Genomic DNA, 25,446 nt, shown 5'->3' with positions numbered 1-25,446 from the left:
TTCTAATCCTCCTGAAATTCATCATTTACTGTGTTTACTGATACTTCCGGTCTTTTATCGCTCACCGGAACGAGCGTTAATTTACCTGCTGGCTTTGTAACATACTGTCCCAAAACATCAGCAAAGGTTTTCTTACCCATAAGTTTTTCAAAGGCTGTAAGCGTAATCAGTGACTTGTTATAAATATCTGTATAACCTGCCTCTTTTGCTGCCGCTTCCACCTTGGCTTCGTCCGAGAATTTTCTCACTGACCGGCCTTCCACCAGCTTATAACCATTCCAATGTTTACCATTCTCGATAGCTTCCGCCTGCGCATACGCCATCACATCATTGGCCCATTTACTAAGCTCGTCTGCTTTTTCCATCACCTCTGCGACTTCCTCATCAGATAAAAGTGCTGGCGGCTGGAACTCCATCTTGGCAAGTTCCAAGAAACTCTCAGCTCTTGCACGACACGTATTTCTCGCCTTACAGAATCTGCACCAGGATCCGGATACAAACTCTCCTTCTCCCTTGGCTGCAAGCTCTGCCTTCGGCTTTAATACTTCCTCGGCCCACTGATAAAGCTCTGCTGCAGTAATGGTCCAAGTACTGATACTTGATAATCTTGGCTGGAAAATCGTCATTGTTACCTGCTCAATGTCATACAAGCAATCAAACAAATTCAACGCACCAAGCGCATAAAGCATCATTTGTGGATTGTGGTCTGCGTACACAGCCACGCCCCTTCCATACTTGAAATCCACAACATTCAATTCCTTATCCGCTACCAAAAGGAAATCTCCTGTACCAAAACCGTCTGGCACATAGCAAGAGAAATCTAAATGCTGCTCAATCAGTGTCACCGGATCCTTACACTGCTGCTTTGCCTGTCCGACCAAATCCATGATGAAGTCACGATAATCATCAGTGAACTCCTCCATCTCATCTGTCCAGTAATCACTGGTTGGTCTTCTTCCAGCTCTCATCTTTAATGCCTTACGAACTTTCCATTCACAGAGAGCGTGTGCCGCTGTACCCTCAGCAGCAAAGGTTGTTGTCTCATCCTCCATACCGGCTGTAAGCTGGGCAGATGGAGTACAATTCATCCATCTGTCCGCAGCCGATGCACCGAGGATCGAATGTACCTCTGGTGGCATTAGGCGCTCACCTCCAGTCCAAGAGATGCGATAATGGCTCTGTCAACTCTTGCCATATCTGCATCCGTAAGATGATCGATAACTGAAATCACATCACCTTTGTCGATAGTGGCAAGCTGTTCTGTCTGAACTACAGACACCTTCTTAAGTCCGCCATACCACTGTGTTGGAAGCTCCAGTCTCTTAAGCTGAGATGTGATATAGGCAATAATCAGGTTATTGGAATGCTCATTTCCAGCATCATTCTGAATCACTACCGCCGGATGGTTACCAGCTACTACATGTCCATGTGGTGTCTGCATCGGATTCTCTACAAACACAATGTCGCCTCTATTAAAATCACTCATGTCAATACCTCCTATTTAAGCTGCGCAGCTTCTTCCATCAAATCTGCATAATCATCAGGGTTAACTGCAGAGAGCTTATTCGCTCCGTACTTTTCCAACAGTTCCTTCACTTTAAAAGTAAGTCCGGCCTGGCTCTTTTCCGCCATAACTGCACGTACCTGCTCAATCGTGATACTTTTTTTTACTGACTTCGTATCCTTTGCAGCCTGCTTTTCCTCTGTCTTATTTTCCTTACTTCCAGGAGCTTCTTCCGAATCTACCTTCATAGCCTGTCCTGCTGGAACTCCTACTGTCTTATCTGCTACTGCAAGAAGCACAACTGCTAAATCCTGATATGCTTTTGCTACATTATTAATTGCTTCAATCGGTGTCATATGTCGCTACCTCCTTAATGTCCTCTGTTGAAATGAGCTAAGAGTCTGGCTCTCCAATCATTTTCATCATTCTCAGTTACTACAGGTTTGTCCGATTCCTTTTTCTCAGGCTCCTTCGCACAGCTCTTGCTACACTTTCCTGCATATGGGCAGATATGTTTTCCTCCATCCGGATTTATGGTTTCTTCAATAATCTGCTTATATCCCACGCCGATGCGATCATTAATAATCAGCGCATCGTAGTTGATTTCTTCCATATCAGAGTTATAAAACTTAATTGGAATATGCAGCTTACGCGCTTCTTGGATTTCCTCAATCATGCCTTCGGTTACTTCATCAGCAAAAACATACATTTCTTTACATTCAGCCAGAAGTGCTTTCCCCCAACGCATTCCTTTATATCTGTCATATTTTTCATCCAGAAACTGTGTGAAATATAAGTGAGGTGCAATCGGAATTCCTTCATATGAGAAATAGTTGCAATAACGTTTTACGTTTTCGATGTTCTTTTTGACGTCTCCTCTATATGGAGAACAAATAAAAATCTTATCCATAAAATTTTCTTTCCTTTCCAGAACAGCTATGGTATACTGTTCTCAGTTGATTTGGGAATGTGTATCTTCCGTTAGCTTTCCAGGGCAGGTGGTTGATTCCATTCCTTTTTCTTTCACTATTGCTTTCCAGTTGTTTGCTTTTGAGCTGTTCTTCTTAAACGTTTGGTAAGTTCGTGATTAAAAAAAATAGCATCAAACTCCGAGAACGATAAGTTTAGCTCATCAACCAGAGTTAACATCTCTGTCGCTTTGAACTTGTTCTCTTCGCTACATTCTTTATGGCACATTGCTTTCTCTGTGATTCCAAGAGCATTTGCCAGATCCTTCTGACGAAGGTTGCGCTCCACGCGCTTTGCTTTAAGCATTCGAACATTCATCTCGCTTCCTCCTTTCGGTAAGTTTACATAGATTATATTAAACAAACGGTAAGTTGTCAACACCGAATTTACCATTTGTTTTTACTTTCATTCTGGTTTTTCCTTTATTTACAGGCTTTTTCGGCATTTTCACACTTTCCAATTATTTTTTCTATTGACACATTTGGTAAGTTCTGTTATACTTTCGGTAAATGAAGAAGCAATCCTCATTAACAAACGAAAAAGAACAATGATAAAAACTACAAAAGAGAATGCAAGAGTATTTGCGTGATTGCTGTAGTGCAGGACTAGATAGAGCCAGTCATTAATGCAACAACCAGTTGGTGCTGAATTAAAATCATCGGGGCTGTATATAATAGAAAGGATCGCTTGGTATGATGGCCACACCATATGCGATAGAAAGTAAGCAGAAAATCCCCATAAAAAAGAAAGTAAGCCATACACTGCAAAATGCAAAAGACGCAGAGCTGAAAGAGCCATGCAAAGCATATGCAAATCCATATTTAGAAAGAGGTAAATACAATGAACGAAAATAACTTAGGAGGTAGGATTGCTGATTTATTGAAAAAAAGCGGATTGACACAGAGAGAGCTTGCTGACAAAGTTGGTGTCACTGAAGTTTCCATGTCACGATATATCAGCGGAGATCGAACCCCTAAAGGACCGGTCATTGCTAATATCGCAAATGCGCTACACACCACTTCTGATTACTTATTAGGAACAGAAGAAAAAAGTGATTTCGATAGCGAATACTACCAGATTCATCGGCTAATCGCTCGTAACGCGCAGTATATGACAAGAAAACAGAAAACAGAGTTGGTAAATGCACTTTTTGAGTCAGATGACCAGGAAGGATGATTATTTTTGTTTTTACCCGCCAATAGATACGACCAGATAAAGCATGAGGTTCTTTTCATGTATGAAGAATGCGAGGTTGTATCTTATCCCATTGACTGTTATGAGATTGCCCGGAAATTATACTACACACTTGTTCCGTATTCTTCTCTAACAGATCATCAGCTCAGACTTGCTATGGAGTATAGCTCCGATGGCTTTTCTGTATTAAGACAGATGCCCGATACTGGAATGTATCGCTGGTTTATCTTCTATAATGACTTTAACAGTAATCAAAGACAACGATGGACGATTTTTCATGAGATAGGACACATATATCTTGGACATTTCGAGAATGGTGATCTTTCTTATGAAGAAAAAGAAGCTGAAGCTAATTTTTTTGCAAAATATAGCATTGCTCCTCCACCACTTGTCAATATTGCAAAATGTGAATCTCCTTGGGATGTCGCAATAATTTTTGATGTATCCGGCGAGGCTTCCATGTACCTTTACTCATACTATCAGAAATGGATGCAATATGGACTAATCGAATACGAACCATTCGAGTTACAAATGATTGAATTGTTCCAAGCAGCATAAACTAAAAGGACCGGTGCCATACTTTTTTACATAAGTTTGCACTGTGTCCTTTTCCTCACCTTATATGCTGTGAACAACTTTGTGGATATCTTACTACATATTGTGTATAATCAGTCATTTATTGTACTTGAAACACTATATATAGTTGTGTATAATATTATTATAGAAAAATACATTTGAGAAAGGTGGTGAAATTTTGAGCCAGGATATGTACGATGTGATTATTCCGAATATTACTATTCCTCATATAGATGGATTGGAAGAAACTTTAGCTGTCAGCAATAGAATTAGCCAGTCTGTAAATGTTGCCGGAATGTCAGCCGCACTTGCTACTGTTAGTTCAGTTGCTGCTTCTATTCCTACAGGAGCTTTAGAAGGTGCAATGACTGCCTGCAATATGGCATCTTCCATGCTGGATAATTCAATTGTTGAATCTACCACTTCCGCTGTCGAAGCATGTACTACTATTTATGATTCTCCCGCATTGCAAGCTGCATCTGAAGCCGCTGAGATTATCTCAGACAGTCTTCCTTCAAAATTGCTGGAGGATTCCTTAGAAGTAAGTAATGCTGTTATTGAAAGTAGTGTTTCTCCAATCGCTCATGCAGCAACTAATATGGTTGAATTATTTGCTGGAGTTGGCGGGTTAGTACAAGCTATTAATGATTCTATTGCATCTCGTATGCAGGAATTATATGAAAACATGCGTGAATTTATTCATGCTATAGCAGAGCGTTTTAAACAGTTTCTAGAGAATTTCGTTTCTTACTTTACTGAGACAAAACTTCTACCTGCTGCAATTACCTATGATCCAGTAGTCTCAAGAAGCAGCACTGGACCGCCAGATAAAATATCAAAATTCTGTACTTATTCATATAAGATCAGGAAAACATATCTACGACTTTCTCGCGAACGTGGATCTTCAGATGATGCAAACTATGCTTTATCTTTTAGTAACAACATTAACTTTGCACCATGTTAGGAGGTTTATCGTGAACGATATTGACGTAAATCATCTGCAGGATTCCATAGAAGATATTATGGGAGACTACGTGGAATCCCCGGAATACAATAAACGAATTCAAGAAGTCAACAAAATATATTATGACTTTAGAAGCACTCTTCTCCCAGCCAAACAGCCCATTTTTGATCAGCTCTTTTCAGAAATGCAAGCCATCAATGACGACTTCGCTATGCAGGCTTTCAAAAGAGGGCTCACATATGGCAAATCAGAATCTTATGAAAGATAAGCTATTACTTATCATCAAAACAAGAACCCGGCTAGTAAGCAATTACCAGTCGGGCCTTTTTATTAATGCCAATAATCATATGGTGAATGAAAGCCATTCCTCTTAATCTTTTGCGGCATTGATTTTACGCTTTGGATACTTGCCGCCGCTGATTCTTTGGTATCAAATAACCGATTTTCACTAACCTGTATTCCACCACCATTTTCAAATCTAATAATAATCAATTTTCCGGTCACGCGTTTGACTGTGCACTCCCGTACTATTCTGTTACTTTCCACAATATAGGCTTTATCGTCTGCTTTAAATGCTGCCATAAATGCCTCCAAATCTACAAAGAAAAACCAGATCAAAAGGGAATCAAAGCCGGCTTCTTCTACAACTTATTCTGATACTACTTTTTTTCTTAAGGCTATACCCTCCACAACTCCATGCATATATGCTTCCGAAATAAGCATGCTGTTCGTATTTGTTGTGGTATCCAGGAATGCATGAAGTGCATTTTTCTGGCTGTCATTAAGTAAACTTTCTAAGTAAACCAAGCATCTTCCTTCCTGCTGCTTTGCTGAGACATATTCTTCAGAGCGAATATAATCTCTTAAGGAATCATCGAATCCATCCTTAATACATTCTTCCAGTTCCATTGTCATTCACACCTCCAATACCGGGATTAATATTGATCGGCCTGTTTAACAAAATAAAATAACTCCAGGTAGCGAACCTAGAGTTATTATATCGAACAGTTGTTCTGTTGTCAATTTGATTTTATTCATTTTCAAGCTCGACCAGTTTCCAACCTCGTACTCCTCCGGATGTATCAAGTCTGTATTTTTTTGAGCATTCCGGACACTGTAACCACACATCGTGATCTCTAAAGCCAGGAATATTATCGTGTTCCTCTATGACTCTTCCCTTTCCACAAGGGCATAGATACTCGTATCTCTCCGTATCTCCCTCTCCAGCTCCATATCCTGGATGATTTTCTTGATTTGAGTATATTAACTTAGTTCTCATACTAAACCTCCTCTCTGATAGCTAACTTAGGAATTAATTCATATTCTTTATATGCTCCAAATCCTAAAATCAATGAGGCGGCTCCAAAAAGTATGGCCTTTACTTCATGTGGATGCTGCGCATAAATATCACGCGCTGCTTGTTCTATAAAACCTGATGCCTGCACAGGCATTTCCTCTTTTACCATTATATTTTCTTCCATATAATCACCTGATCCTTTCTTTTTCAGTGGGCCCTGCTGTGATTATAGGTTATCATATAATGATTTAAATTTCCTAGGAACGAAAATCCGGAATTCTGCTATTTATGTATCTGGTTTAAAACTTTTCTCATATTCCTAATTCTATTATTCGATAATTCCTTTTTATGCCATGCTCCAAACATATCATAATCTTTAAAAAAGGACGCCCAATCTTCCATCGTAGTCTCCTTAGAAAATTGCTCACGTAGCGTATTGCCATTTGCTAATTTGATACCATTATTGAGCTGGGCCATAATCACAAGCAATTCTGCATAACACCTCTGATCAACTTCGAAATCGTTTGACCATTTCAGATCCTCCGGCACAAGTATATCGATCATTTTTTGTCGCGGCTTAATCATTCTGCTATCAATTCCAACTTCACATCCCAGAAAAGACTGTATTGTCATTCTCGCACACAGAATGGAGAAAAAATTCTTATCTATCTCTTTTACTTTTAATTGCTCCATTTTCTTAGCTAACATGTATGCAAATTCAAAACCATATTTCCAATCAATAGTAAAAAAGGCTAATGAGTAAAACACCATATTATAATCACTTTCAAGTCTTTTTTCTTTCCATTCTTCAACATTTCGATCATAATCTTCCAGCATTTCTTTAAAAGACGTATTCGACACTTTCTTGACATCCGAAAGTCTATTTTCAACAAATGCCTTCAATGCGGTCATATCGTGAATATTCGTCATCTCGAAATATTGCATAGGAGTAATTGAATAGCCTTCCTTTTTTTCATCCATTGTCTGCATACTTTTCGCTTTAAGTTCCTCGATATCGACGCCCTTTCTTTTAAATTCGTCATACTCCTGATCACGATACTTCTGACAGTATTTAAGCAACCTGGTATAAATCATTCTCTCATCGGTATTTTCGTCTACTCCATATGGTACATAATATCTAAGGGAATGCTTTTCCTGAGAATTATCGAAGGCGTATTTTATAAACTCAACTACAATTTCATCAACAAATTCTTTTTCTGACACGCCACCAACAAAAGCCATTTCGATATAATCCTTCGGAAAGCATGTTATAATGGCCCTAGCAATCTCAAACCTCATTCTCTCCATATTGTTTGTCACTAAGGTCACCCTCTTTCTTTTTATTTCCTAAAACATTTTCTATTGTTTCAAGAGCATTTAATAACTGTATACATTCAAACCGATCTATTTCTCTGCAACATTTTCCATGCAATAACCAATTTCTGTTTATGTATGGCGGTTCCACACCCTTCTCAAATGTATATTCTCCATCTACAAATAACCTGTTCAAAAAAGCTATTAATGAAGGATATACATCCAAAAAATAATATCTCTTAGTAAAAAACGTATCGGTTTCTGCAAATTGATCCTGTTTTATACCACCAAAACCTTTATCAGAATATTTCTCTCTATATTTTGCTCTTGGCGGGAACTGAACCAATGCATTTACTCTTGCTTCTAATAAACCAACCAAATACATTGCAGAGGTCATGTAGTCGTTATCTTGAAATGCTTTCATTCCTCGAGAATAATAATTTTTATTTACCGGATCATCATATTTTTGTTCCAAAGTAGCAGTGATATTTTTTATAACACGACCATCATCTTCTTCAAAAAAACATATAATTTTATCCGGTTCTCCTTCAATAAGTGCTCTATACCAATTCTTTATATATCTTGGATTGCTATGTCCAGAAACAACCCAGCCATTACTGCCCAAAACCTTGCATACTTCGAATTCTTCACCATATCTTTTTTCGAATTCTTCCTCAGATAAACTTTCACTTTCCTTAGCTTCTTGGATAAATTCCCGAACTTCTTCCGAAAGCTGAAATGAAGGAATCACCTCGGAAAGTTGTTCTGATACTCTAGAAAAGTCTTTCATTTGACTTTTAATCTCTGTTAATCTATTTGACAGTTCTGTACTAATGTCCTGACTTAGGATAGACCTTAACTGCAAATTTTCTTGAAACATGTTTTGCAATTTTACTGGCACACTCTGAGAAATTCGATTCATATTCTCGATCATCTTCTTGTATTCGTCAGAAAACACTTACTTCTTCACCTCTTTCCTTTTCACCCTCTTTCCATTCTATCGCGTCGGTCTGTCAATTTTTCGCCTTCATAAGTGAAATATGCCGTACCTTGAACCGGATATTCACTTTCTAATAATTCCTTTGCTAATGCCGATGTAGAAGTAGTTACTCCTTTATATGAGATATGGCCATCATCAACTACCGTTGCTTCAATAGATGGATCATTAATATATTTAATCACTGCTCCAACCGGAATACCATACTTACCGAATTTAAATCGGCCTCTTTTAGCCTCTTTTGAGACTTCCATTGCGGTTTCTTCATCAAGAATCTCATGTCCCTCCGGGGCCATCTTCTTCAGTCGATCTTCCGTTCCACTTATCTTCGCAATACACTCCAATAAACTGTAAGCATCTTCCGGCGATATTGCATAAAACTCTCTCTTACGCTCTTTTCCATCAAAGTTTTCTATCGATCGCAGATCCGGATTCAACTTATCAATTAAGTCATGCAACACAAGGTCTGTAAGGTTTGATTCTACCTCATATACCGCATATGCACGAAATGCAAATGGAATAGTTTCACTTCTATTCAATTGATTCATTCGTTTTTCCAAATCCCTTGCATATCCTATCTTCACATACTCCGGAAAAGACGGATTGGTTAATATGTAAATTACACCTTTTGACATTCACTCATCTCCTTTTCAAAGGCCTATCCTAATTATATATGTTGACTATCATAAAAATCTACGGTAATATGCATCACTACAAGGAGGATTTAACATGAATATATATTATGAAATTCCACAGAATTACTCATATGTAAATTTTGCAAAAACATTTATTCAACTCAAACTTTACACTGCAAAATATGTGCAACAATTTACTGTATCCAACAAAACTATTTTATATGTGGGTAATAAAAAAATATCCACCCTGCCCACAAACACCAAAATTTTACCATTCACGTCGTATCAAACAACTACCGAACCTTCATCATCTTCGGTTTGCTGCTCTATACGAATAAATGATCTTGATTCACATGTTACACCTTATGAATACATCGCAAATAAAATATGCAATTTTCCATACCTATTAACAGACGCTGTACTCCACACCGACCAATATGGAGTGCAGCGTTTAATATTTATCTAATTTTTGTAATAGCTATCATAAATAATTTGTTCTGCTTCCGCCTCAAGAGCGTTTCCACGCTCTTGAAGTTCTATAGCTTTTCGATAAGCCTGTCCTATCTCTTGCTGCATTTTATTCTCAATATAAGGTATCGGAATCTCCCTAATCGCGCTAGGATCTAATTCAGGAATATCTTTACCAAATCTTGTTGCAGTAATTAATGGATACCCAAATGTAAAACTGCATAAATAAGCTGCCACAAAATCAAATTTAATTTCGCTGTCATCTTTTTTTACTATCCTTAAAACATGCTGCGAAATAGGTTTCCCCGACAAATTCTTTCCAGCCATTATTCCTTTACCTAAAATTCCTCCGTATGCACCAGAACATGGAATTAATATATCCCCTTCCTGAACGGCGCAATCTTTTATATTTTTTTTATTAAGTACACGTGAAATGTATTTACTTGGTGTTAATCTTGCTCGAACTATATCCGAAGATGAATAAAGACCTATGCTATTTTCATTTTCTTCTTCTAAATAGTGTCTCTTAAACCTAGCAACAGAAATAACATCAGCTATCTCTCCAAGTTTTTTAAAGTCATTGCTTCTTATAATTTCATGTGTCACAAAATTAGAATATGGATCATACATATGCGGATCCAATCTTGTTAACTTTAATGATCCAAATGGAACCACACTACAATTTAAAAACTGTGGTGGCACAAGTTTCCCAAGATATTTTTCAAGCATAACCTCAACTTGTTCATATGAATGCCTTGCCAAATCAAACGCATCTTTTGCACTAAGCATTTTATCATTGACTTTTCTTATAGTTGCTTTATCAAATTGCGGAATTTTCAAATTCTCAACATCCTCTGTTTTTAGATGTTTTATTACTTTCCCATGTGAATCTTTTGCAAGCAGTGTCAGACCTATTTTAGTTTTCATGTATGCTGCTACAAACCCTACATGTTCAATGTCACACCTCAATCTTATGCAATCATCACTAGCTACGCAACCTCTATAAGAAGCACCACACAGTGTACTTGTTCCTACAGTTCCAGAACGTGAAATAAGAATATCATTGTCTTCTATATATAAATCATCTGCATTTTTCATTTCGTTCAAAAAAATTCTCATATCACGAGGTAATTTCATATCTAGCATCGAAGATGTTCCAACCATTATAGTTCCAAGTACATTGCTCCCTGTATATGAACGTGAAAATCTATTCGGCAAATATGTTTCTCTTATCCATCCCAAATCTTTTAATGATTTTAAAGTAATGTTATTTTTTGCACAATGTCGAATTATTTTTTCAACGTCTGCATTATACTGACTTGGATCAAGCCTGTATTTTCGTGATACAGCATCTATACTTGATACAATTACAGGCTCTACAGTACTATAAGACACGATATACCGCCTCCTCTGCATCATAATATACTTTTCCGGTTGCAAGTTTATCTGAAAATTCTTTATACTGCCTAATAACTTCTGGTAAATCCGTATCAATTACTTTGTTATGAAGCACTTCATTATCGATTCTAACTTCTTCCGTAATCTCTTTTCCTTCATTGTCTTTAACATAGATACTATTGCCGCGTCGATCATAACCAACTTTCTTTACATCAGCCATAAATATCGGATACTCCTCTATCTGTTTAACTCCATCTAGGATCTTCGCTGTATCATCTAGTTTTCGTCTTTCAAGAAGCAAAATTGCAGTAAGTGTTCCCGTTCCTTCTCTACCACTAATAAGAAAAGTCTCTACCGGTAATTCTATAACAGCCATTACTTTTGTATGCGCAAAAATCCATTTTCTAACATATTCCAACCCAGGATTATTTAAAATGGACTGTGGGACAACTATTGCTGCTTTTCCTTTACCTGGAACAAGCAATTGAACTATTCTTTCCAGGAATAAAATCTCCACAATCTGTGATGTTTTTCCCTCAGCCAGTTCATATTGATCCAATACAAATTTTTCTGTACGAACAATATTATTGCCAAATGGGGGATTTGCACCTATTTTAGTTATATTGCCTGTAAAAAATCGATGTCCCGCAACATGTTCTTCTTTAAGTCCATATAGTTGCCGAAGTTTCTCAACATTGTCACATGTCCAGTTCTGTGGCGGCTCAAGAATATCCTGATTGAAAACTTTTGAATCTTCAACTCCATTCATTATTAAGTTCATTGAACATGCATTTGCCAAATTCCTATTTATGTCATTTGCTATTATATTGTTTCTTGCAAACTTATCTTTTTCAACTATAACTGTGTTTGTATGATCGCCTTTTCGCTTTTCATATTTTCTCTCCACTGCTTTCTTTCCTGCGACCAGCATTGAAACAACAAATCCACCAGAACCACAAGCTAAATCTGTACATATGTCATCCGGCGTAATATCCAGCATCTCAACTGCTGCATCTATTACTTGTCGCGGAGTGAAAAATTCTCCTTTATCGCCTCGTAAATTAGCTCCAACAATTTCCTCATAAGCAGCACCTTTCACTTGAGCGCTTGTTTCAAGCAATGAATAGTTCTGAAGCTCACATACAATCCTTACCAATGAATTCGGTTTTACATTGATGGTATCTCCTAAAAATCCAAGATTCTGATCTAACTGATCTACAATTAACCTTCTATACAAATTGTTAATTCTATTATAAACTTTATTGATTCCATCTTGTGTTCTCATTTCCTCATAAGATGCATAAAAATCAGAATACTCTTTATCTTCTCTTTCGTCTGCAATCTTAGTTTCAATTATCTTTAAAAACTCCCAAAATGCTGTCATTTTATCATCGCCAGATGTAGAAATAATATCATGACACTTCTTAAATCTCCATTTTAAACTTTCTGAAGTAGCCTTAACCAAATCCTCTAATCTCGGACCTTTATCCCCTGATATATCTTGGCCTTTTTTAGGTATATCCAGAACCGTTTCTTCTACTTCTGCAGTCTTCATATCACGTCTAAGTACCTGACGCAGTCCTCCTGGACCATTAGTCCATAAACCATAAACGCAGGCCGGACATGAGGCAACATATGACATTAACTGTCCAACGCCTTCTTTTTTATCATTTTCACCTATTTTTGCAGCTTTACATTCAACAATTAACATTACATTTTCTTGCAAATGTTCTTTTCCCTCTTGAAATATAGCAATATCAACCCTTTTTTTAGATCTTCCCACATTTATTTGATACTCTGTTTCCATATCCACAAATAAATATCCATACTCTGCTGTTAACCCAACTAAAATTTCCTGTCTAACATATTCTTCATCCGTTGCTTTACGTAATTTCTTTGCAACTGGATCATATAAATAGCCTTCTTTTATTGCAGCCATAATATTTCCTCCTTTTGCATGTCCTACATATAATATATATCCGGACAACCTTTTTGTCAACCACTGAGTCCGTCATTTTTTATTTATCCTTATTTTCCCTTTATTTACATGTATGTTTTTCGCGCATTAGTCAAAACTACTATCCGTAACACACATATGCGCGTTACTTTTTGGCATAAAAAAATCGAGATTTTTTCAATCTCGAAATGTATATATAGCCATCTAAGCCGCATAAATACGGCATTTCTAGTTGCTTCTTTCTATAACTTCAACACCTAATTAAAAAACGTCTTATCTAATATACTGGGTGCAACTATTCGCGGACACCAAATCTCTACCGATACTATTCCGGCGCACAACTTCGGTCTCAACAAATTTTTGCACCCCTCTGCAATTACTAAATTCTATATACATTTTTTCCTGCTAAAAACACAGGTGCATAATCTTCAAAAAAGCCCGCTAACCCGCATAAACTCAAGGTTTCTTCGACAGCAAGCAGACTGTCTCAACGGTACTTTCGTTGTCCCAACAAAGTTCCTGTGTCTCCCGGTCTCCGAAATACACCGGAAAACGGAACTTTATGTGCTTCAGGAATCTGCCATCTGGCTGCTCCTGCTCGTAAATGTCCACCTGTTCTACAAAGCTGTTAAGAAATTCTTTCTTCTCCAGGTCGGTGAACTTATCATATAGTTTATCAAAATATAAAAGAAATTGATAGACGTTTTCTTCTGATATTTTCTGTTGCCGGATATTCAACAGGCGGTTCTTGACTTCCTCTATACTGTTCTCCACGCCTTCAATCTCATCATACAAACGGTATAACCTTGTCTCCATATCCTGATATTTCTTCTCATAAAATTTATCCATGATATCCAGACTGTCCATCTGCTGTCCAAGTCTTCCTTTTGCTCCAGTCAACTGCCTATGCTGTTTTTCCAGTCTTTCAATCTCTTTTTCTATTTCTTCTGTATCTATTCTTGAACCGATTTTATTCAGAATTGCTTCTTCAAATTTCGGATTCTTCACCAGCTTCCGAATAACTTCTTCCACTGCATTGTTAATCTTCTCCTCACTCCATTGTTTACGATATCCACATTTATGACCATCTACCAGGCGACGATGTTTGCAGGCATAATAGAAATAATCCTTATATAAGGTTCCATCTTTCTTTTTCTTTCGATTCACGTTCCCATACATACCGCTTCCACATAACGGGCATCTCAATATTCCGGATAAAATATGCTCATGATCGAGACTATGTGTCTTTTCATATTTCACACCTGTTTTTTCCCGTTTTTGATGTGCCAGCTCCCAGTCTGTTTCTGAAACAATCCCTTCATGGATACCATCGTGCAGCATATAATTTTCCTGCTTTACAATGCGGTATTCATTTCTTGTACCAGAAACTTTCTCGTTTTTCCTTCGTCCATAAGCCAGCTTTCCACAGTATACCGGATTATCCAGAACGCCTTTTATAAATGAAGCGGCAAATGCGTCCAGTGTATTATTCTGTCGTTTTTTCTTTTTATATCCATGCTGGTTCAGCCATGCGGCAATCGCAGAGATTCCCATATTGGTATGAATAAATTTGTCATAGATCAGACGAATAATCTCTGCTTCGTCCTCTGCAATCTGCAATTCTCCATTTACTAATTCATAACCATACGGAGCAAATCCACCATTCCATTTTCCTTCCCTGGCTTTCTGCTTACGTCCTTCCATTGTCTGAACAAGGATATTCTCTCGTTCGATCTCTGCCACCGCAGACAGAACAGAAATCATCAGCTTTCCACTATCTTTTGAGCTGTCAATTCCATCTTCTACACAGATCAGATTCACTCCAAAATCCTGCATCCTCTGCAAAGAGTTTAATACATCTGCCGCATTACGACCGAATCTGGAAAGCTTGAACACCAGTACAAACTGTACCTCATCTGTTCCATTCTCAATATTATCTAACATTCTCTGAAATTCCGGTCTGCCCTCTACGCTCTTTCCAGACTTACCTTCATCGGAATACTCATTTACAATTTCCATATTCTGAAATTCTGCATATCTCTTGAGTTTTTCTTTCTGAGCATCCAGACTGTAGCCATCCACCTGCATGGTTGTGGATACTCTGGTATATATATCGCATTTAATCTTTTTATTCTTCATAATCTTCCTCGCAGTATAACTCCGTTTTATTGTCCCAACTTTATTTTAGTACTTGTTCCAACTATTTTCAATACTTATTTTCTTATTGACTCATTTCTTTGTCAATCCTATAATTAATACAAAAAAATCCTCTAAGACAATAGGTATTTCACTATCTCTTAGAGGATATTTCTTTACTTTAAATGGTATCTGGTAATATTTTTCCAGTTTTCCGGGAAACCCATTTTATTCAATAATTCCGTTTCGCTTATATGCTCTACCTCTCTGTTTACTCGGTCAATCTCTTTTATAAGCTTTCTTTTAAATTCCAGAAAATCTTTTCCAGGTAATAGATATCTAAAAGCAATCACCACAGCAAACAGATCCTGTTTTCCTTTTTCATACTGGTTACCGCTCTGTGGTAATGAAAGTTTTTTATGAAGCGGTGTATCCGCAATAGCATCTACTGTTCTGTATGTAAACAGTCGTTCCCCATGGGCACATACATTCCTATACTTAGTGAGAACAGATAGAAACTGCTCCATCTGATGCTGATTCAAAGGTTCAAAGTTTTTTGATACTTTTGATTTTAAAGATTGAGGAAATACTCGAAACATTTTTGATAAGTTTCCAAACGTAAGTATATTTGCCAAAACCCATAATGGAATTTCACCATATGTCTTGCGGTAATAGTTGATATATGTATAATCTGTGGTCGTTGTTGCCCGTTTCAAGGTCGCTATCAACTTTACGATTGTTGCATGATTTCTTTTTGTATTATTATAATTATTAGCATCCAGGTACTGCTTCTGCTCTGCTCCATACATTTCAGTAAAATAGTATGACATCAAAGAACGCATCTGTCGCTCAATCTGCAGTAAATATTTAAAGAACAACTCTCTAAGCTCTGCATCAAACTTATACAGACTGACTATTTCTTCAAAACTTGTTCCTACTTTATATTTCTTTGTATTCGATATTCTAAAAAGATGTTTATATCCTCCCATAAGAGGAAAATATCCTATTTGACGTAACATCTCTTCCGCATATTCTCTGTCTTTTATTTTTATTCCCTTTTCATCACTGATCCAAGAAACCTGGTCACTAAAAGAAGAGAATTTTTTCGGTGTCTGCATATCATTTCTCCTTAAAACAAAAGAGGGAGAGACCCGCAGGCTCTCCCCCGCCTGTAGGCTTCGCAAGTTTCTACAGAACGATCACTGAGCTTAGTATACGTCATTTTAAATGTCCTGTCAATACGCCAAAACATTCTTAGCCATACCCGCTCAGAAGTATTCTATGCTGTTTTTTCTTCCTTATTCTGTTTTTCTTCCTCCAACTCCCGGAGGACTTCTTCGCCGTACTTATCAATCATCCGTACCAGAAAATCAATGCACCGCTCAAATTCAATATTCTGTTGCATAAGCTCCTCCCGTTATTGTTTGTTCTGAGCTTATTTTACAGAACCTGCCTGAAAACCACATTGAATAGAAATTGATTGTAAATTGACACAATCACTTTAAAAATATCCGCATTTTCTTGAGTCGAATGTATGTTCGTGCTATGATAGATATACTCAATCTTAACTACGAAAGGGGAATTTCTATTGAATCGATGCGATTTTTCTTCTATTAGCACTTGCTTAAAAAATCATATCAGCGAAAGTAATCAAATGAGTCAGCCTGATTTTTTATACGAATTATTTGAAGATTTTATGGATGATCCGGCAAATCAGGATTTTTCTATGGATAATGGTCTGGTTTGTCGTTGGCTGACCGGTCAAGCAAAGATCAGTCCCAAAATATCTGCCTACTATTCCAAACCCAGTAATCAGAAAAAGCTGGCAGAAACCATTCACCAGAATCTGCTTCCATTGATGTCTGACTGCAATATGGCTATACAAGATATTTACACTTTATTCATTCAGGATGACAGCATCTCAGATGCGAAAAAGAAAAATCTGACTCCCTTATATAAACCAGCCAGTTCAAGACTGCTGTTTCTTGCAAAACTGATTTCTTTTGGCATGGAACGCCAATTCATCAAACGTAATACCAAAAATCAGAAGCTACTCGCCGGAGGAGCTTTATCCCCCATTGTGCTGGATTATATTATGGACAGTGAGGTTCCGAAACCATGCCGTCATTTTATCGGAAGAGATAAAGAACTGGAAGAATTATATACCATGCTTGAGGAAAACCGTCATATTTTTCTTTGCGGAATTGCTGGAATCGGAAAAAGTGAACTTGCCAAAGCCTACGCAAAGCGGTACATAAAGCAATACACCAATATCCTTTATGTAGAATATACCGGCAATCTTCATCAGGATATTACTGACATGGATTTTATTGACGATCCGCCGGAAAGCACTGACCAGGAACGGTTTCAAAGACATAACCGTTTTCTGCGTTCCCTGAAATCTGATACTCTGCTTATCATAGATAATTTTAATGTCACTGCCACACAGGACAGCTTTCTGTCAGTAGTATTAAAATATCGCTGTCAGATTTTGTTTACAACCAGAAGCAAACTGGATGAATACTGTACTCTGCCATTAAAAGAAATAGAGGATATGAACGCTCTCTTCCAGCTGGCATCAGTATTTTATTCAGAGGCAGACACGTACCGGCCAACAGTTGAAAAGATCATCGAAACTGTTCACTCTCATACTTTTGCCGTGGAACTGGCAGCAAAACTTCTGGAAAATGGAATCTCAACTCCAGACCAGTTATTAACAAGACTTCAGGTGGAAAAAGCATCTTTCCATAACGAAGATAAAATTAAAATAATCAAAGATGGACAAAGCAGCAAAGCCACCTATTACAGTCATATCCATACGCTGTTTTCGTTATACACTTTATCTCTTAAACAGCAGGATATCATGTGTAATATGTGCTTTCTTCCTTCCACCGGTATTTCTGCCCGTATATTTGCCAAATGGCTGGAATTGCCCACACTAAATGAGATCAACGATTTAATTGAGACTGGTTTTGTCCAAACAACAAAACGTCGCACTATCTCTCTGCATCCGATGATTCAGGAAATCACCCTTTCAGAGACAAAACCATCTATAACTCGTTGCCACATATTACTGGATTCTTTACAGCACATATGTTTAATGCATGGAATGGAAGTAGCTTATTACAAAAAGCTATTTCAAACAATCGGAAATATCATAGAATTGATTGAAAAGGATGATATACCAAAGTATCTGCTTTTTCTGGAAAATGCATTTCCATACATGGATAACTATAACTACCACAAAGGTATGAATGGAATCATTCAGGAACTAACGGGGCTGTTAAAGACAAAAAACATTGGCACCGATTCTGACCGGGCATTGTTACTGGATTTTCAGGCTACTCTTGAAATCAAGCCAGAAAAAGCAATAAAACTGGAAAAGGATGCACTTGCCCAGATAGAAAATATCACTGCTGACAATGCTCGCCTTGTTTCCAACCTTCATGCCAATCTCGGTGGACTTTACCGCATGAACGGTCATCCCGATCTTGCAAGAGAACACATGGAAAAAAGTATCTCACTGCTTGACCAATTTAACCTGCTTCATATAAATGACAGCATACCTCAGATTGCCAATTATGCAATGTTCCTGACAGAACAGCAGGAACCCGAAAGAGGAATCTCTGAATTGCAAAAATTATCCGGCATCATCAAGGAATACCATTCCGATGACTGTCTGGATTATGCCAAAGTTCAGGAAACCCTTGGAACCATTTATCTGATGACTGCCAATCTTCCGCAAGCCAAAACACATTTTAAAAGAGCTTTCAAAATATATGAAAAGATCTGGGCTGATGAACCAGAAATGATTGAAGCAAAATATCAGGAAATTCAGGAGTTATATCCACAGATTGGATTTTGCATTGGAAAAAATCTATCCGGTCTTTTAACAAAATAAGCATAATTTACGGCGGGCAACTTGCCCGCCGTTATATTCAACTATTCGTCAAATAAATATATGCATCTTCCAAAGTGATATCATTATCCAGGACACAATTCTCATTTGGCTTTCCTTTGCTTAATACTTTCATATGAATTCCATTTTCTACATACTGCTTAGATGATATAGAATAATTGGCTTCTAACAAACGGGCTTCTTCTGCATTTTGTACCGTACAATTCCAAACACAGCCCTTTGCATTTTCCAGCAACCCACTCACGCTTCCAGAATATAAAAAACTTCCCTTTTTCATAATGGCAAGCTGTGTACAGGTTGCTGCTAAATCTTCTACTACATGAGTGGAAAACAGCACAGTTCTATCCTTTGAAAAATCAACCAAAAGATTGCGGATCCTGATTCTTTCTTCCGGATCTAACCCGGTGGTAGGTTCATCAATAATCAAAAAATCCGGATTATTAAGAAGTGCCTGTATGAGTCCGACACGTCTCTTCATACCACCAGATAATTGCCGCATTTTTTTATTCTGATGCTCTGTAAGAGAAGTCTTTTCCAAATAATAGGTAATTCTTTGTTTGAGGTCATTTGTGGATACTCCTGATAGTCCACCCATATATACAAGGCATTCTTTCACCGTAAGATTCGGATATAAGTCGATTTCCTGTGGAAGATAACCAATCTTTTTCTGTATTTTTTCATAATTTCCCTCGTTATACAGAATTCCATCAAGGGAAACCATTCCTTCCGTTTGTTTTAAAACAGTTGTAAGAACCCTCATCAAAGTGGTTTTTCCAGCACCATTCTCTCCCAAAAGTCCGTAAATTCCCTTAGGTATTTCAAGAGATGCCTTATTTACTGCAACTACACCATTTTTAAATCTAACTGTTAAATCATTTATTCTAATACTCATAATCTATCCCCTTTTCTTTAAAGCCATTGGTAATACTGCAAATAAAAGCAGACCCACTATAAAAGACACAAGCGTTCCATAAATCCAACTCTCGGACATTAATTGAGTAGGTTCACAAAAGCTGAAAGAAAACAATCCCAGATTTCCGAAAAATGAACTTCCCGCTTTTGATATAAGTCCAATGACAATTCCAAATAAACATCCTATACCTGCCCACATATTTCCAAGCAATGTACACAAAATCACAGAGCATATACTCCAAAGCCAGATGGTTCCGAACATTGCAATGGAAAATAAAAGGAATATCTGAGTGCCCGAAACGCCTTCGTTTACACTGCCCGGTTTTTGCCAGAAAAACAAAACATATCCAACACAGGAAAGTATTAATAAATATAATATTTGAACGCACACTCTCTGTGATATTACTTTTAACTGCTTTTTTTGATCATACAAATGAAATACATCGGCACGCTTACTTTTTACTTCCATCAAATATGTGTCACTACAAAAAATAATTGTTAAAAATGCTATTGGAGACTGAATCGCTGAACCGATTTCTTCATAGTATATAATCGGATGAATAGCACACAATATCAGTATAAATGCACATGAATAAAAAATCTTATATAACGACAGGCAATTTTTTAGTTCCGTTTTCAATGAACCCTCCTCCTTTTCCAGATTGTAACAGAAATACATACTAATATAACTGATGAAATTACAAGAATAATCTGATTTATGTTTGACATTTTGGCTACATGTGTTTCAAAAAATCTGCCAGGGAATCGCACCATAATAGAGAACGGTCTCATATAATAAATATCATTCTTCATGGTCAGCATATTTGAATATATAATGTGTAAAAACAAGATTGGTGCTGCCGGAAGCGGATTTTTAAATATTAATGCTGTAATTGTATAGACACAACATATCATCAAAAGATTCGGAACAATATAGATCAGAGAATTCACGCAAAAATCAATTGGTGTTACTGGAAAGCCCGATTCTAAAGACGTTTTCAAACACAGCATAAAGAATATAACATTCAAAATCACTAATACTCCCAGCATACTAATGAATCCGCTTATTACTTTCCCACATATATATTGGATTGCCGTAACAGGCTTTGTATGTAATAATTCATAGGTACTTTTTCGTGTATCCTGAATAAATAAAAATGATAGCAAGACTGTTGCAAAAAAGGCCATATGCAATCCTGCAAAATCCGTAAATTTTTTGGCAAAGTACCAGGAAAAAGAATGTTCGGATAATTTCCGCTCGATATAATGATTGATTTCTTCTGCTGTCCCCTTATGAATTTCAAGGTCCTCATAAGCATATATTGCATTATAATAGCCATATTGGGATTCCAAAAACTCAGAAGCAGTCTTTACATCCATATTCTGAATTTCTTTCATTACATGATCTGCTTCCTGCCTGCTAAATCCAAAACCATTTTTGGAGGTGTCCATTAACGTCTCTTTGATCGTATCTTCCCACTCCCTTCTTCTTTCTTTATCATCAGATGTGGGAATGTACCCATCCATGACATCAGCATCTTCCAATGCTACGTCATTTTGTGTGATCTGTTCATTCTGTTTGATATAATGAATTTGCAAATACGATGACAGACATTGATACATACTGGCAACTATAATAATCAAGCCAATCCACAAAACAGGGTTCTTTAAATAATCAAGTATACTTCTTTTTATGATTGTTTTCATTGTATCTCTTCCTTTCTTTATTTCTTTAACAACATCATACAAATCAATTCTCAATAAATTCACAATAAAAAAGACTAAAACCACTTTATTTGTGATTTCAGCCTTATAAAGTATTTTTATTCAGCTTTGAAAAGAGCTTCTACATGAGCACCGCCTTGTCTGGCATTATATATTTTCAAATTTCCTCCATGCTTTTCACAGAAAATACGAGAAATATACATACCAAGGCCAAAATGCTTTAAATCATCTTGTGGATTCTTATGATAAAATGGTTCTGTTACTTTTTCCTCAGTATCCACAAATCCTATTCCATCATCTTCAACAGAAATTATAAGAAAACCATCCTTTTTCTTTATCTGCAAAACAATACTTTTTTGTGCATATCGAACCGCATTTTCCAGTAAGTTGTCTGCCACTTCCATGACAAGTTCCTCATCCACTTTCACAATGTTTTGTTCCTGCACTCTTTCTACCTTACATAATTTACTTTCCTTCTTGGACAGCATGGCAGCTTCTGCCTCAATCTTTTTTGCCAGTTCCGATAATTCTATCTCTGAGCATTGCAGTTCCCTCTGTTCTAAATGGGACATTTTTCTCATGTTTTCCGTGAAATGCTCTATACGGTCAATCTGATACATGCCTGTTTGTAAGATATCAATAACATCCTCTGTTTTTATACTCTCAGCAGAAACAAACTCTAAGAGCATTTCCTGATACCCTCGCAATATGGAAAGTGGAGAACGTATGTCATGTGCAATTGCATTCCGCAAGACCTTCTCGTCATCAATCATTCGCCACATCTTTCTGTTGTTATCTGCTAAAGCACTTCGCATCATTTCAAATTCTTTACACAACGTTCCCATCTCATCTTTATTTTCATAGGACACATGAAAATCCAGTTCATTATCTGCAATCATTTGTGAGGCATCTTTTAATTCCTGTAGAGGCGTCTTTAACTTATTTTTATAAAAAAAGAATACCGCAGCAACACTCCCAACAATCGAAAAAATCAGTACCGAATATGTTTCCATAAAGTCACACATTTCCGAAAGATGATGGTCCAAACGATTCATCTGCGATTGATTAGGTCTTGATATCTCAATCTCGTATTTCTTTCCATATTGCTGAAACACGTCCGTATAATCTGCATAATCAATATATTTTTCCCATATTTTATTCTGCATATTTCTTGCAAAATGAACTGTAAATCCAGATAACAGAAATGCTGCCGTTAAGCTGATCACAAAATAAAGCAGAATTGTTTTTTTCAGTGACAAGTTTCTTATTTTTTCCATCGGTATCCAATCCCCCATACAGTTTCTATGTATTCTTTTTCTGAATAATCCGCTATTTTTTTCCTTATACGCCGTACTAATTCCGTTATCGTTCTACTGTCCCCTTCCGCATCATATCCACAGACTTGTGCATATATACGTTCTTTATCAAACACCTGCCCTGGATGCATGGATAAGAATTCAATAATCTGATATTCAATTTTTGTGAACTCCATCCTGTGTCCAGCTATAGCTACTATTTTTTCAGAATAATCAATCAGCATTTCATCCATGAAGCGGTATTCTGTTTTTTGTTGATGCCTTTCTTCTCTCTTTATGTTTGTGACAATCCTTGCTTCCAACTCCCGAAGACTAAATGGTTTCGTAATATAATCATCCCCACCCGAAAGCAACCCATTAATTTTATCATCTTCGTCAACTCTTGCTGTTAGAAATAAAATTGGACATAACACTTTACTGCGTATCAGACGACATACTTCAATCCCATCCATGCGTGGCATATTGATATCCAACAAAATAATATCCGGTTTCATTTCTATTTTATTTAATGCTTCCATTCCATCTGTAGCCGTAATGGTTTCATATTGTTTCATATTAAAATAACTACAAAGCATTTTCACCAATTCTTTATCATCATCGACAACTAAAATCTTGTATTTCATCCAAACCACCTCCAGTATCCATATTATACGATAAAAAACAATGAAATCACAACAAGAGTACATGAAGAACGTAAGCACAATATATCTTTTTTCTCAATTCCTGCTCAATTTCCCCTCAATGCCTTTTTCCTCCGATTTTCGTATGCTTTTCCCACAGCAAAGCAGTACCACACCGGTACGACCTGCTGAATCAATCAATACGAAAACGGAGGTATTTTTTATGCGAGAACTCAGAAACACAAAAATCATTGCTGTAGATCATGGCTACGGCAATATGAAAACAGCAAACACCGTCACCCCAACCGGCATCAAAGCCTATGAAACTGAACCAATCTTCACCGGGAATATTCTGGAATACAACGGCATTTACTACCGGATCGGCGAAGGACACAAAGAATTTATTCCGGATAAAGCTATGGACGAAGAATATTATCTTCTGACACTAATGGCTATTGCAAGGGAACTGAATGTCTTTTCCATCCGTGAAGCAGATGTTCATCTGGCTGCCGGACTTCCTCTCACATGGATCAGAAATCAAAGAGAAGCTTTTCGTTCCTATCTGCTCCAGAATCCAGAAGTCCATTACCTTTTTAACGGCAAAGAGTATTATCTCCGCTTTGTGGGATGCAGCCTTTACCCACAGGGGTATCCGGCTATCGTAAACCAACTAGGAAATTTCAAGGGAACCAATCTCCTTGCAGATATCGGAAACGGAACCATGAACATTCTGTATGTCAACAATAAGAAAGCGCAGGAGAGCCGATGTTGGACAGAAAAACTTGGTGTAAACCAGTGCATGATTGCCGCAAAGAACGCTGTTCTGGACAAATTCGGAGTGAAAATTGAAGAATCCACAGTAGAACAGATTCTGCGGTTTGGAACAGCTGACATTTCAACACCATATCTGGATTGTATCAGTTCTATTGCCAGACAGTATGTGGCAGAACTTTTTTCCACGCTCCGCAAATATGAATACAATCCTGACCTGATGCGCCTGTATGTGATTGGCGGCGGTGGATGCCTGATCCGTAACTTCGGAACGTATGACAAATCACGAGTCACAATCATTGATGACATCTGCGCCACTGCCAAAGGTTACGAATCTCTGGCTTATATGAGCCTGAAAAGGAGGGGATAAACCATGCAGAACAATATCCGCAACACAAACCTGCGCTTTAATCTGGACAAAGAACAGCAGCGGAGAGCCTGGGAATATTTACAGACGATGGACAGGCAGGATTTTAAATCTTACAGTCAGGTAATCTCTCTTGCACTGGTAGATTATTTTGACCGCTACTACCGCACACAGGCTGATCCTTATCTGGAAACAAGAGAACGGGAAGAACTTTTTGTGAAACAGATTGTAGATGCAGTGGAAAACAGTCTGAAACAGGCATTGCCACTTTTTCTTTCCGGACTGACTGCAGGCATGGCGCAAAGGGAGCCCCAAATCAGGGCGTCCTTTCCAGCACCTGAAAATTCACAGCCAGATAGTGATGTAGACTGGGATTTTCTTGGAGAATAAACCCTTTTGATTGGAGG

General features: G+C 37.5%; 30 protein-coding genes. 8 read left to right on the top strand and 22 right to left on the bottom strand.

Annotated elements, in window-relative coordinates:
* Positions 1-2: 2 nt before the first annotated feature.
* The 5 genes from DWZ63_RS07025 to DWZ63_RS07005 form a co-directional block, all read right to left on the bottom strand.
* On the bottom strand, positions 3-1,139 hold the full coding sequence (locus DWZ63_RS07025; protein ID WP_055941483.1) for a DUF2800 domain-containing protein: 1,137 nt from the start codon (positions 1,137-1,139) through the stop codon (positions 3-5).
* Positions 1,139-1,486 (bottom strand): type II toxin-antitoxin system PemK/MazF family toxin, encoded by a 348-nt coding sequence (locus DWZ63_RS07020; protein WP_118499250.1) that lies wholly within the window; start codon positions 1,484-1,486, stop codon positions 1,139-1,141. The genes DWZ63_RS07025 and DWZ63_RS07020 overlap by 1 nt, the downstream gene beginning before the upstream one ends.
* 11 nt (positions 1,487-1,497) lie before the next feature.
* Positions 1,498-1,860, bottom strand: coding sequence for a hypothetical protein (locus tag DWZ63_RS07015; RefSeq protein WP_055941479.1), 363 nt, complete (start codon positions 1,858-1,860; stop codon positions 1,498-1,500).
* A gap of 14 nt (positions 1,861-1,874) precedes the next feature.
* Positions 1,875-2,414: a DUF4406 domain-containing protein gene (locus DWZ63_RS07010; RefSeq protein ID WP_055941477.1), complete on the bottom strand. Its 540-nt coding sequence runs from the start codon at positions 2,412-2,414 to the stop codon at positions 1,875-1,877.
* Positions 2,415-2,530: 116 nt separating this feature from the next.
* A complete protein-coding gene (locus tag DWZ63_RS07005) occupies positions 2,531-2,791 on the bottom strand; it encodes a helix-turn-helix transcriptional regulator (protein WP_055941474.1) in 261 nt (86 codons plus the stop codon).
* Positions 2,792-3,165: 374 nt separating this feature from the next.
* Between DWZ63_RS07005 and DWZ63_RS15660 the strand changes: the two genes are divergently transcribed.
* The 5 genes from DWZ63_RS15660 to DWZ63_RS06985 all read left to right on the top strand — a co-directional run bounded on the left by DWZ63_RS15660 (position 3,166) and on the right by DWZ63_RS06985 (position 5,475).
* Positions 3,166-3,327 carry a hypothetical protein gene (locus DWZ63_RS15660; protein WP_156335785.1) on the top strand — a complete coding sequence of 54 codons (162 nt, stop codon included), beginning with the start codon at positions 3,166-3,168 and terminating at the stop codon, positions 3,325-3,327.
* Positions 3,314-3,649, top strand: coding sequence for a helix-turn-helix transcriptional regulator (locus DWZ63_RS07000; protein WP_055941472.1), 336 nt, complete (start codon positions 3,314-3,316; stop codon positions 3,647-3,649). The genes DWZ63_RS15660 and DWZ63_RS07000 overlap by 14 nt, the downstream gene beginning before the upstream one ends.
* A gap of 57 nt (positions 3,650-3,706) precedes the next feature.
* Positions 3,707-4,225, top strand: coding sequence for an ImmA/IrrE family metallo-endopeptidase (locus tag DWZ63_RS06995; protein WP_055941470.1), 519 nt, complete (start codon positions 3,707-3,709; stop codon positions 4,223-4,225).
* 196 nt (positions 4,226-4,421) lie between these two features.
* On the top strand, positions 4,422-5,207 hold the full coding sequence (locus tag DWZ63_RS06990; protein ID WP_055941467.1) for a hypothetical protein: 786 nt from the start codon (positions 4,422-4,424) through the stop codon (positions 5,205-5,207).
* A 10-nt stretch (positions 5,208-5,217) separates the two neighbouring features.
* Entirely contained in the window at positions 5,218-5,475 is a 258-nt protein-coding gene (locus DWZ63_RS06985) for a hypothetical protein (protein WP_055941466.1), read from the top strand.
* A 62-nt stretch (positions 5,476-5,537) separates the two neighbouring features.
* Here DWZ63_RS06985 and DWZ63_RS06980 read toward each other — a convergent pair whose 3' ends face one another.
* The 12 genes from DWZ63_RS06980 to DWZ63_RS16110 form a co-directional block, all read right to left on the bottom strand.
* Positions 5,538-5,789 carry a hypothetical protein gene (locus tag DWZ63_RS06980; protein ID WP_055941464.1) on the bottom strand — a complete coding sequence of 84 codons (252 nt, stop codon included), beginning with the start codon at positions 5,787-5,789 and terminating at the stop codon, positions 5,538-5,540.
* 66 nt (positions 5,790-5,855) lie between these two features.
* On the bottom strand, positions 5,856-6,116 hold the full coding sequence (locus DWZ63_RS06975; protein WP_147353207.1) for a hypothetical protein: 261 nt from the start codon (positions 6,114-6,116) through the stop codon (positions 5,856-5,858).
* A 121-nt stretch (positions 6,117-6,237) separates the two neighbouring features.
* Positions 6,238-6,486, bottom strand: a complete 249-nt coding sequence (locus DWZ63_RS06970) for a hypothetical protein (protein WP_055941461.1) — start codon at positions 6,484-6,486, stop codon at positions 6,238-6,240.
* A gap of 1 nt (position 6,487) precedes the next feature.
* Complete coding sequence (locus DWZ63_RS06965) at positions 6,488-6,688, bottom strand: hypothetical protein (protein ID WP_055941459.1); 201 nt, start codon at positions 6,686-6,688, stop codon at positions 6,488-6,490.
* A 98-nt stretch (positions 6,689-6,786) separates the two neighbouring features.
* Complete coding sequence (locus tag DWZ63_RS06960) at positions 6,787-7,824, bottom strand: hypothetical protein (RefSeq protein ID WP_055941457.1); 1,038 nt, start codon at positions 7,822-7,824, stop codon at positions 6,787-6,789.
* Entirely contained in the window at positions 7,793-8,776 is a 984-nt protein-coding gene (locus DWZ63_RS06955) for a hypothetical protein (protein ID WP_055941455.1), read from the bottom strand. Before DWZ63_RS06955 ends, DWZ63_RS06960 begins: the two co-directional genes overlap by 32 nt.
* A gap of 23 nt (positions 8,777-8,799) precedes the next feature.
* A complete protein-coding gene (locus DWZ63_RS06950) occupies positions 8,800-9,450 on the bottom strand; it encodes a GIY-YIG nuclease family protein (RefSeq protein ID WP_055941453.1) in 651 nt (216 codons plus the stop codon).
* Between the two features lie 462 nt (positions 9,451-9,912).
* Positions 9,913-11,313 (bottom strand): restriction endonuclease subunit S, encoded by a 1,401-nt coding sequence (locus DWZ63_RS06940; RefSeq protein WP_055941450.1) that lies wholly within the window; start codon positions 11,311-11,313, stop codon positions 9,913-9,915.
* Positions 11,303-13,255: an N-6 DNA methylase gene (locus DWZ63_RS06935; protein WP_055941447.1), complete on the bottom strand. Its 1,953-nt coding sequence runs from the start codon at positions 13,253-13,255 to the stop codon at positions 11,303-11,305. Before DWZ63_RS06935 ends, DWZ63_RS06940 begins: the two co-directional genes overlap by 11 nt.
* 474 nt (positions 13,256-13,729) lie before the next feature.
* On the bottom strand, positions 13,730-15,412 hold the full coding sequence (locus DWZ63_RS06930) for a recombinase family protein (RefSeq protein WP_055941445.1): 1,683 nt from the start codon (positions 15,410-15,412) through the stop codon (positions 13,730-13,732).
* A 173-nt stretch (positions 15,413-15,585) separates the two neighbouring features.
* Complete coding sequence (locus DWZ63_RS06925; RefSeq protein WP_055941443.1) at positions 15,586-16,527, bottom strand: Abi family protein; 942 nt, start codon at positions 16,525-16,527, stop codon at positions 15,586-15,588.
* Positions 16,528-16,688: 161 nt separating this feature from the next.
* Positions 16,689-16,814: a hypothetical protein gene (locus DWZ63_RS16110; RefSeq protein WP_015540934.1), complete on the bottom strand. Its 126-nt coding sequence runs from the start codon at positions 16,812-16,814 to the stop codon at positions 16,689-16,691.
* Positions 16,815-16,997: 183 nt separating this feature from the next.
* Between DWZ63_RS16110 and DWZ63_RS06920 the strand changes: the two genes are divergently transcribed.
* Positions 16,998-19,310 (top strand): tetratricopeptide repeat protein, encoded by a 2,313-nt coding sequence (locus DWZ63_RS06920; protein ID WP_347474833.1) that lies wholly within the window; start codon positions 16,998-17,000, stop codon positions 19,308-19,310.
* Positions 19,311-19,347: 37 nt separating this feature from the next.
* Here the strand turns inward: DWZ63_RS06920 and DWZ63_RS06915 are convergent, their stop codons facing one another.
* From DWZ63_RS06915 to DWZ63_RS06895, 5 genes are all read right to left on the bottom strand, one after another.
* The gene (locus tag DWZ63_RS06915; protein WP_009265788.1) at positions 19,348-20,220 is read right to left on the bottom strand and encodes an ATP-binding cassette domain-containing protein; all 873 of its coding nucleotides are present in this window, start codon (positions 20,218-20,220) and stop codon (positions 19,348-19,350) included.
* 3 nt (positions 20,221-20,223) lie between these two features.
* A complete protein-coding gene (locus tag DWZ63_RS06910; RefSeq protein ID WP_009265789.1) occupies positions 20,224-20,880 on the bottom strand; it encodes a hypothetical protein in 657 nt (218 codons plus the stop codon).
* Positions 20,877-21,947, bottom strand: a complete 1,071-nt coding sequence (locus DWZ63_RS06905) for an ABC transporter permease subunit (RefSeq protein ID WP_009265790.1) — start codon at positions 21,945-21,947, stop codon at positions 20,877-20,879. Before DWZ63_RS06905 ends, DWZ63_RS06910 begins: the two co-directional genes overlap by 4 nt.
* A gap of 116 nt (positions 21,948-22,063) precedes the next feature.
* Positions 22,064-23,242, bottom strand: coding sequence for a HAMP domain-containing sensor histidine kinase (locus tag DWZ63_RS06900; RefSeq protein WP_009265791.1), 1,179 nt, complete (start codon positions 23,240-23,242; stop codon positions 22,064-22,066).
* Positions 23,230-23,904, bottom strand: a complete 675-nt coding sequence (locus DWZ63_RS06895; RefSeq protein ID WP_009265792.1) for a response regulator transcription factor — start codon at positions 23,902-23,904, stop codon at positions 23,230-23,232. The genes DWZ63_RS06900 and DWZ63_RS06895 overlap by 13 nt, the downstream gene beginning before the upstream one ends.
* Before the next feature lie 220 nt (positions 23,905-24,124).
* Here DWZ63_RS06895 and DWZ63_RS06890 point away from each other — a divergent pair, with 220 nt between their 5' ends.
* Positions 24,125-25,042, top strand: a complete 918-nt coding sequence (locus tag DWZ63_RS06890) for a ParM/StbA family protein (protein WP_055941441.1) — start codon at positions 24,125-24,127, stop codon at positions 25,040-25,042.
* 3 nt (positions 25,043-25,045) lie between these two features.
* Positions 25,046-25,429 (top strand): hypothetical protein, encoded by a 384-nt coding sequence (locus DWZ63_RS06885; RefSeq protein ID WP_005348488.1) that lies wholly within the window; start codon positions 25,046-25,048, stop codon positions 25,427-25,429.
* Positions 25,430-25,446: the final 17 nt, after the last annotated feature.

This window comes from Clostridium sp. AF34-13, assembly GCF_003477845.1.
Taxonomy (GTDB): Bacteria; Bacillota; Clostridia; order Lachnospirales; family Lachnospiraceae; genus Butyribacter; species Butyribacter intestini.
This window is presented reverse-complemented; position numbering and strand designations above follow the sequence as displayed.

Bases quoted from the DNA above. Each gene is read 5' to 3' on its own strand.
- DWZ63_RS07015 (WP_055941479.1), bottom strand. From the start codon at position 1,860: ATGACACCGATTGAAGCAATTAATAATGTAGCAAAAGCATATCAGGAT.
- DWZ63_RS06975 (WP_147353207.1), bottom strand. From the start codon at position 6,116: ATGGAACTGGAAGAATGTATTAAGGATGGATTCGATGATTCCTTAAGA.
- DWZ63_RS06900 (WP_009265791.1), bottom strand. From the start codon at position 23,242: ATGGAAAAAATAAGAAACTTGTCACTGAAAAAAACAATTCTGCTTTAT.
- DWZ63_RS16110 (WP_015540934.1), bottom strand. From the start codon at position 16,814: ATGCAACAGAATATTGAATTTGAGCGGTGCATTGATTTTCTGGTACGG.
- DWZ63_RS06895 (WP_009265792.1), bottom strand. From the start codon at position 23,904: ATGAAATACAAGATTTTAGTTGTCGATGATGATAAAGAATTGGTGAAA.
- DWZ63_RS06890 (WP_055941441.1), top strand. From the start codon at position 24,125: ATGCGAGAACTCAGAAACACAAAAATCATTGCTGTAGATCATGGCTAC.
- DWZ63_RS06915 (WP_009265788.1), bottom strand. From the start codon at position 20,220: ATGAGTATTAGAATAAATGATTTAACAGTTAGATTTAAAAATGGTGTA.
- DWZ63_RS06925 (WP_055941443.1), bottom strand. From the start codon at position 16,527: ATGCAGACACCGAAAAAATTCTCTTCTTTTAGTGACCAGGTTTCTTGG.
- DWZ63_RS07020 (WP_118499250.1), bottom strand. From the start codon at position 1,486: ATGAGTGATTTTAATAGAGGCGACATTGTGTTTGTAGAGAATCCGATG.
- DWZ63_RS06930 (WP_055941445.1), bottom strand. From the start codon at position 15,412: ATGAAGAATAAAAAGATTAAATGCGATATATATACCAGAGTATCCACA.
- DWZ63_RS07010 (WP_055941477.1), bottom strand. From the start codon at position 2,414: ATGGATAAGATTTTTATTTGTTCTCCATATAGAGGAGACGTCAAAAAG.
- DWZ63_RS06965 (WP_055941459.1), bottom strand. From the start codon at position 6,688: ATGGAAGAAAATATAATGGTAAAAGAGGAAATGCCTGTGCAGGCATCA.
- DWZ63_RS06995 (WP_055941470.1), top strand. From the start codon at position 3,707: ATGTATGAAGAATGCGAGGTTGTATCTTATCCCATTGACTGTTATGAG.
- DWZ63_RS15660 (WP_156335785.1), top strand. From the start codon at position 3,166: ATGATGGCCACACCATATGCGATAGAAAGTAAGCAGAAAATCCCCATA.
- DWZ63_RS06970 (WP_055941461.1), bottom strand. From the start codon at position 6,486: ATGAGAACTAAGTTAATATACTCAAATCAAGAAAATCATCCAGGATAT.
- DWZ63_RS07000 (WP_055941472.1), top strand. From the start codon at position 3,314: ATGAACGAAAATAACTTAGGAGGTAGGATTGCTGATTTATTGAAAAAA.
- DWZ63_RS06935 (WP_055941447.1), bottom strand. From the start codon at position 13,255: ATGGCTGCAATAAAAGAAGGCTATTTATATGATCCAGTTGCAAAGAAA.
- DWZ63_RS07005 (WP_055941474.1), bottom strand. From the start codon at position 2,791: ATGAATGTTCGAATGCTTAAAGCAAAGCGCGTGGAGCGCAACCTTCGT.
- DWZ63_RS06885 (WP_005348488.1), top strand. From the start codon at position 25,046: ATGCAGAACAATATCCGCAACACAAACCTGCGCTTTAATCTGGACAAA.
- DWZ63_RS06980 (WP_055941464.1), bottom strand. From the start codon at position 5,789: ATGGCAGCATTTAAAGCAGACGATAAAGCCTATATTGTGGAAAGTAAC.
- DWZ63_RS06950 (WP_055941453.1), bottom strand. From the start codon at position 9,450: ATGTCAAAAGGTGTAATTTACATATTAACCAATCCGTCTTTTCCGGAG.
- DWZ63_RS07025 (WP_055941483.1), bottom strand. From the start codon at position 1,139: ATGCCACCAGAGGTACATTCGATCCTCGGTGCATCGGCTGCGGACAGA.
- DWZ63_RS06905 (WP_009265790.1), bottom strand. From the start codon at position 21,947: ATGAAAACAATCATAAAAAGAAGTATACTTGATTATTTAAAGAACCCT.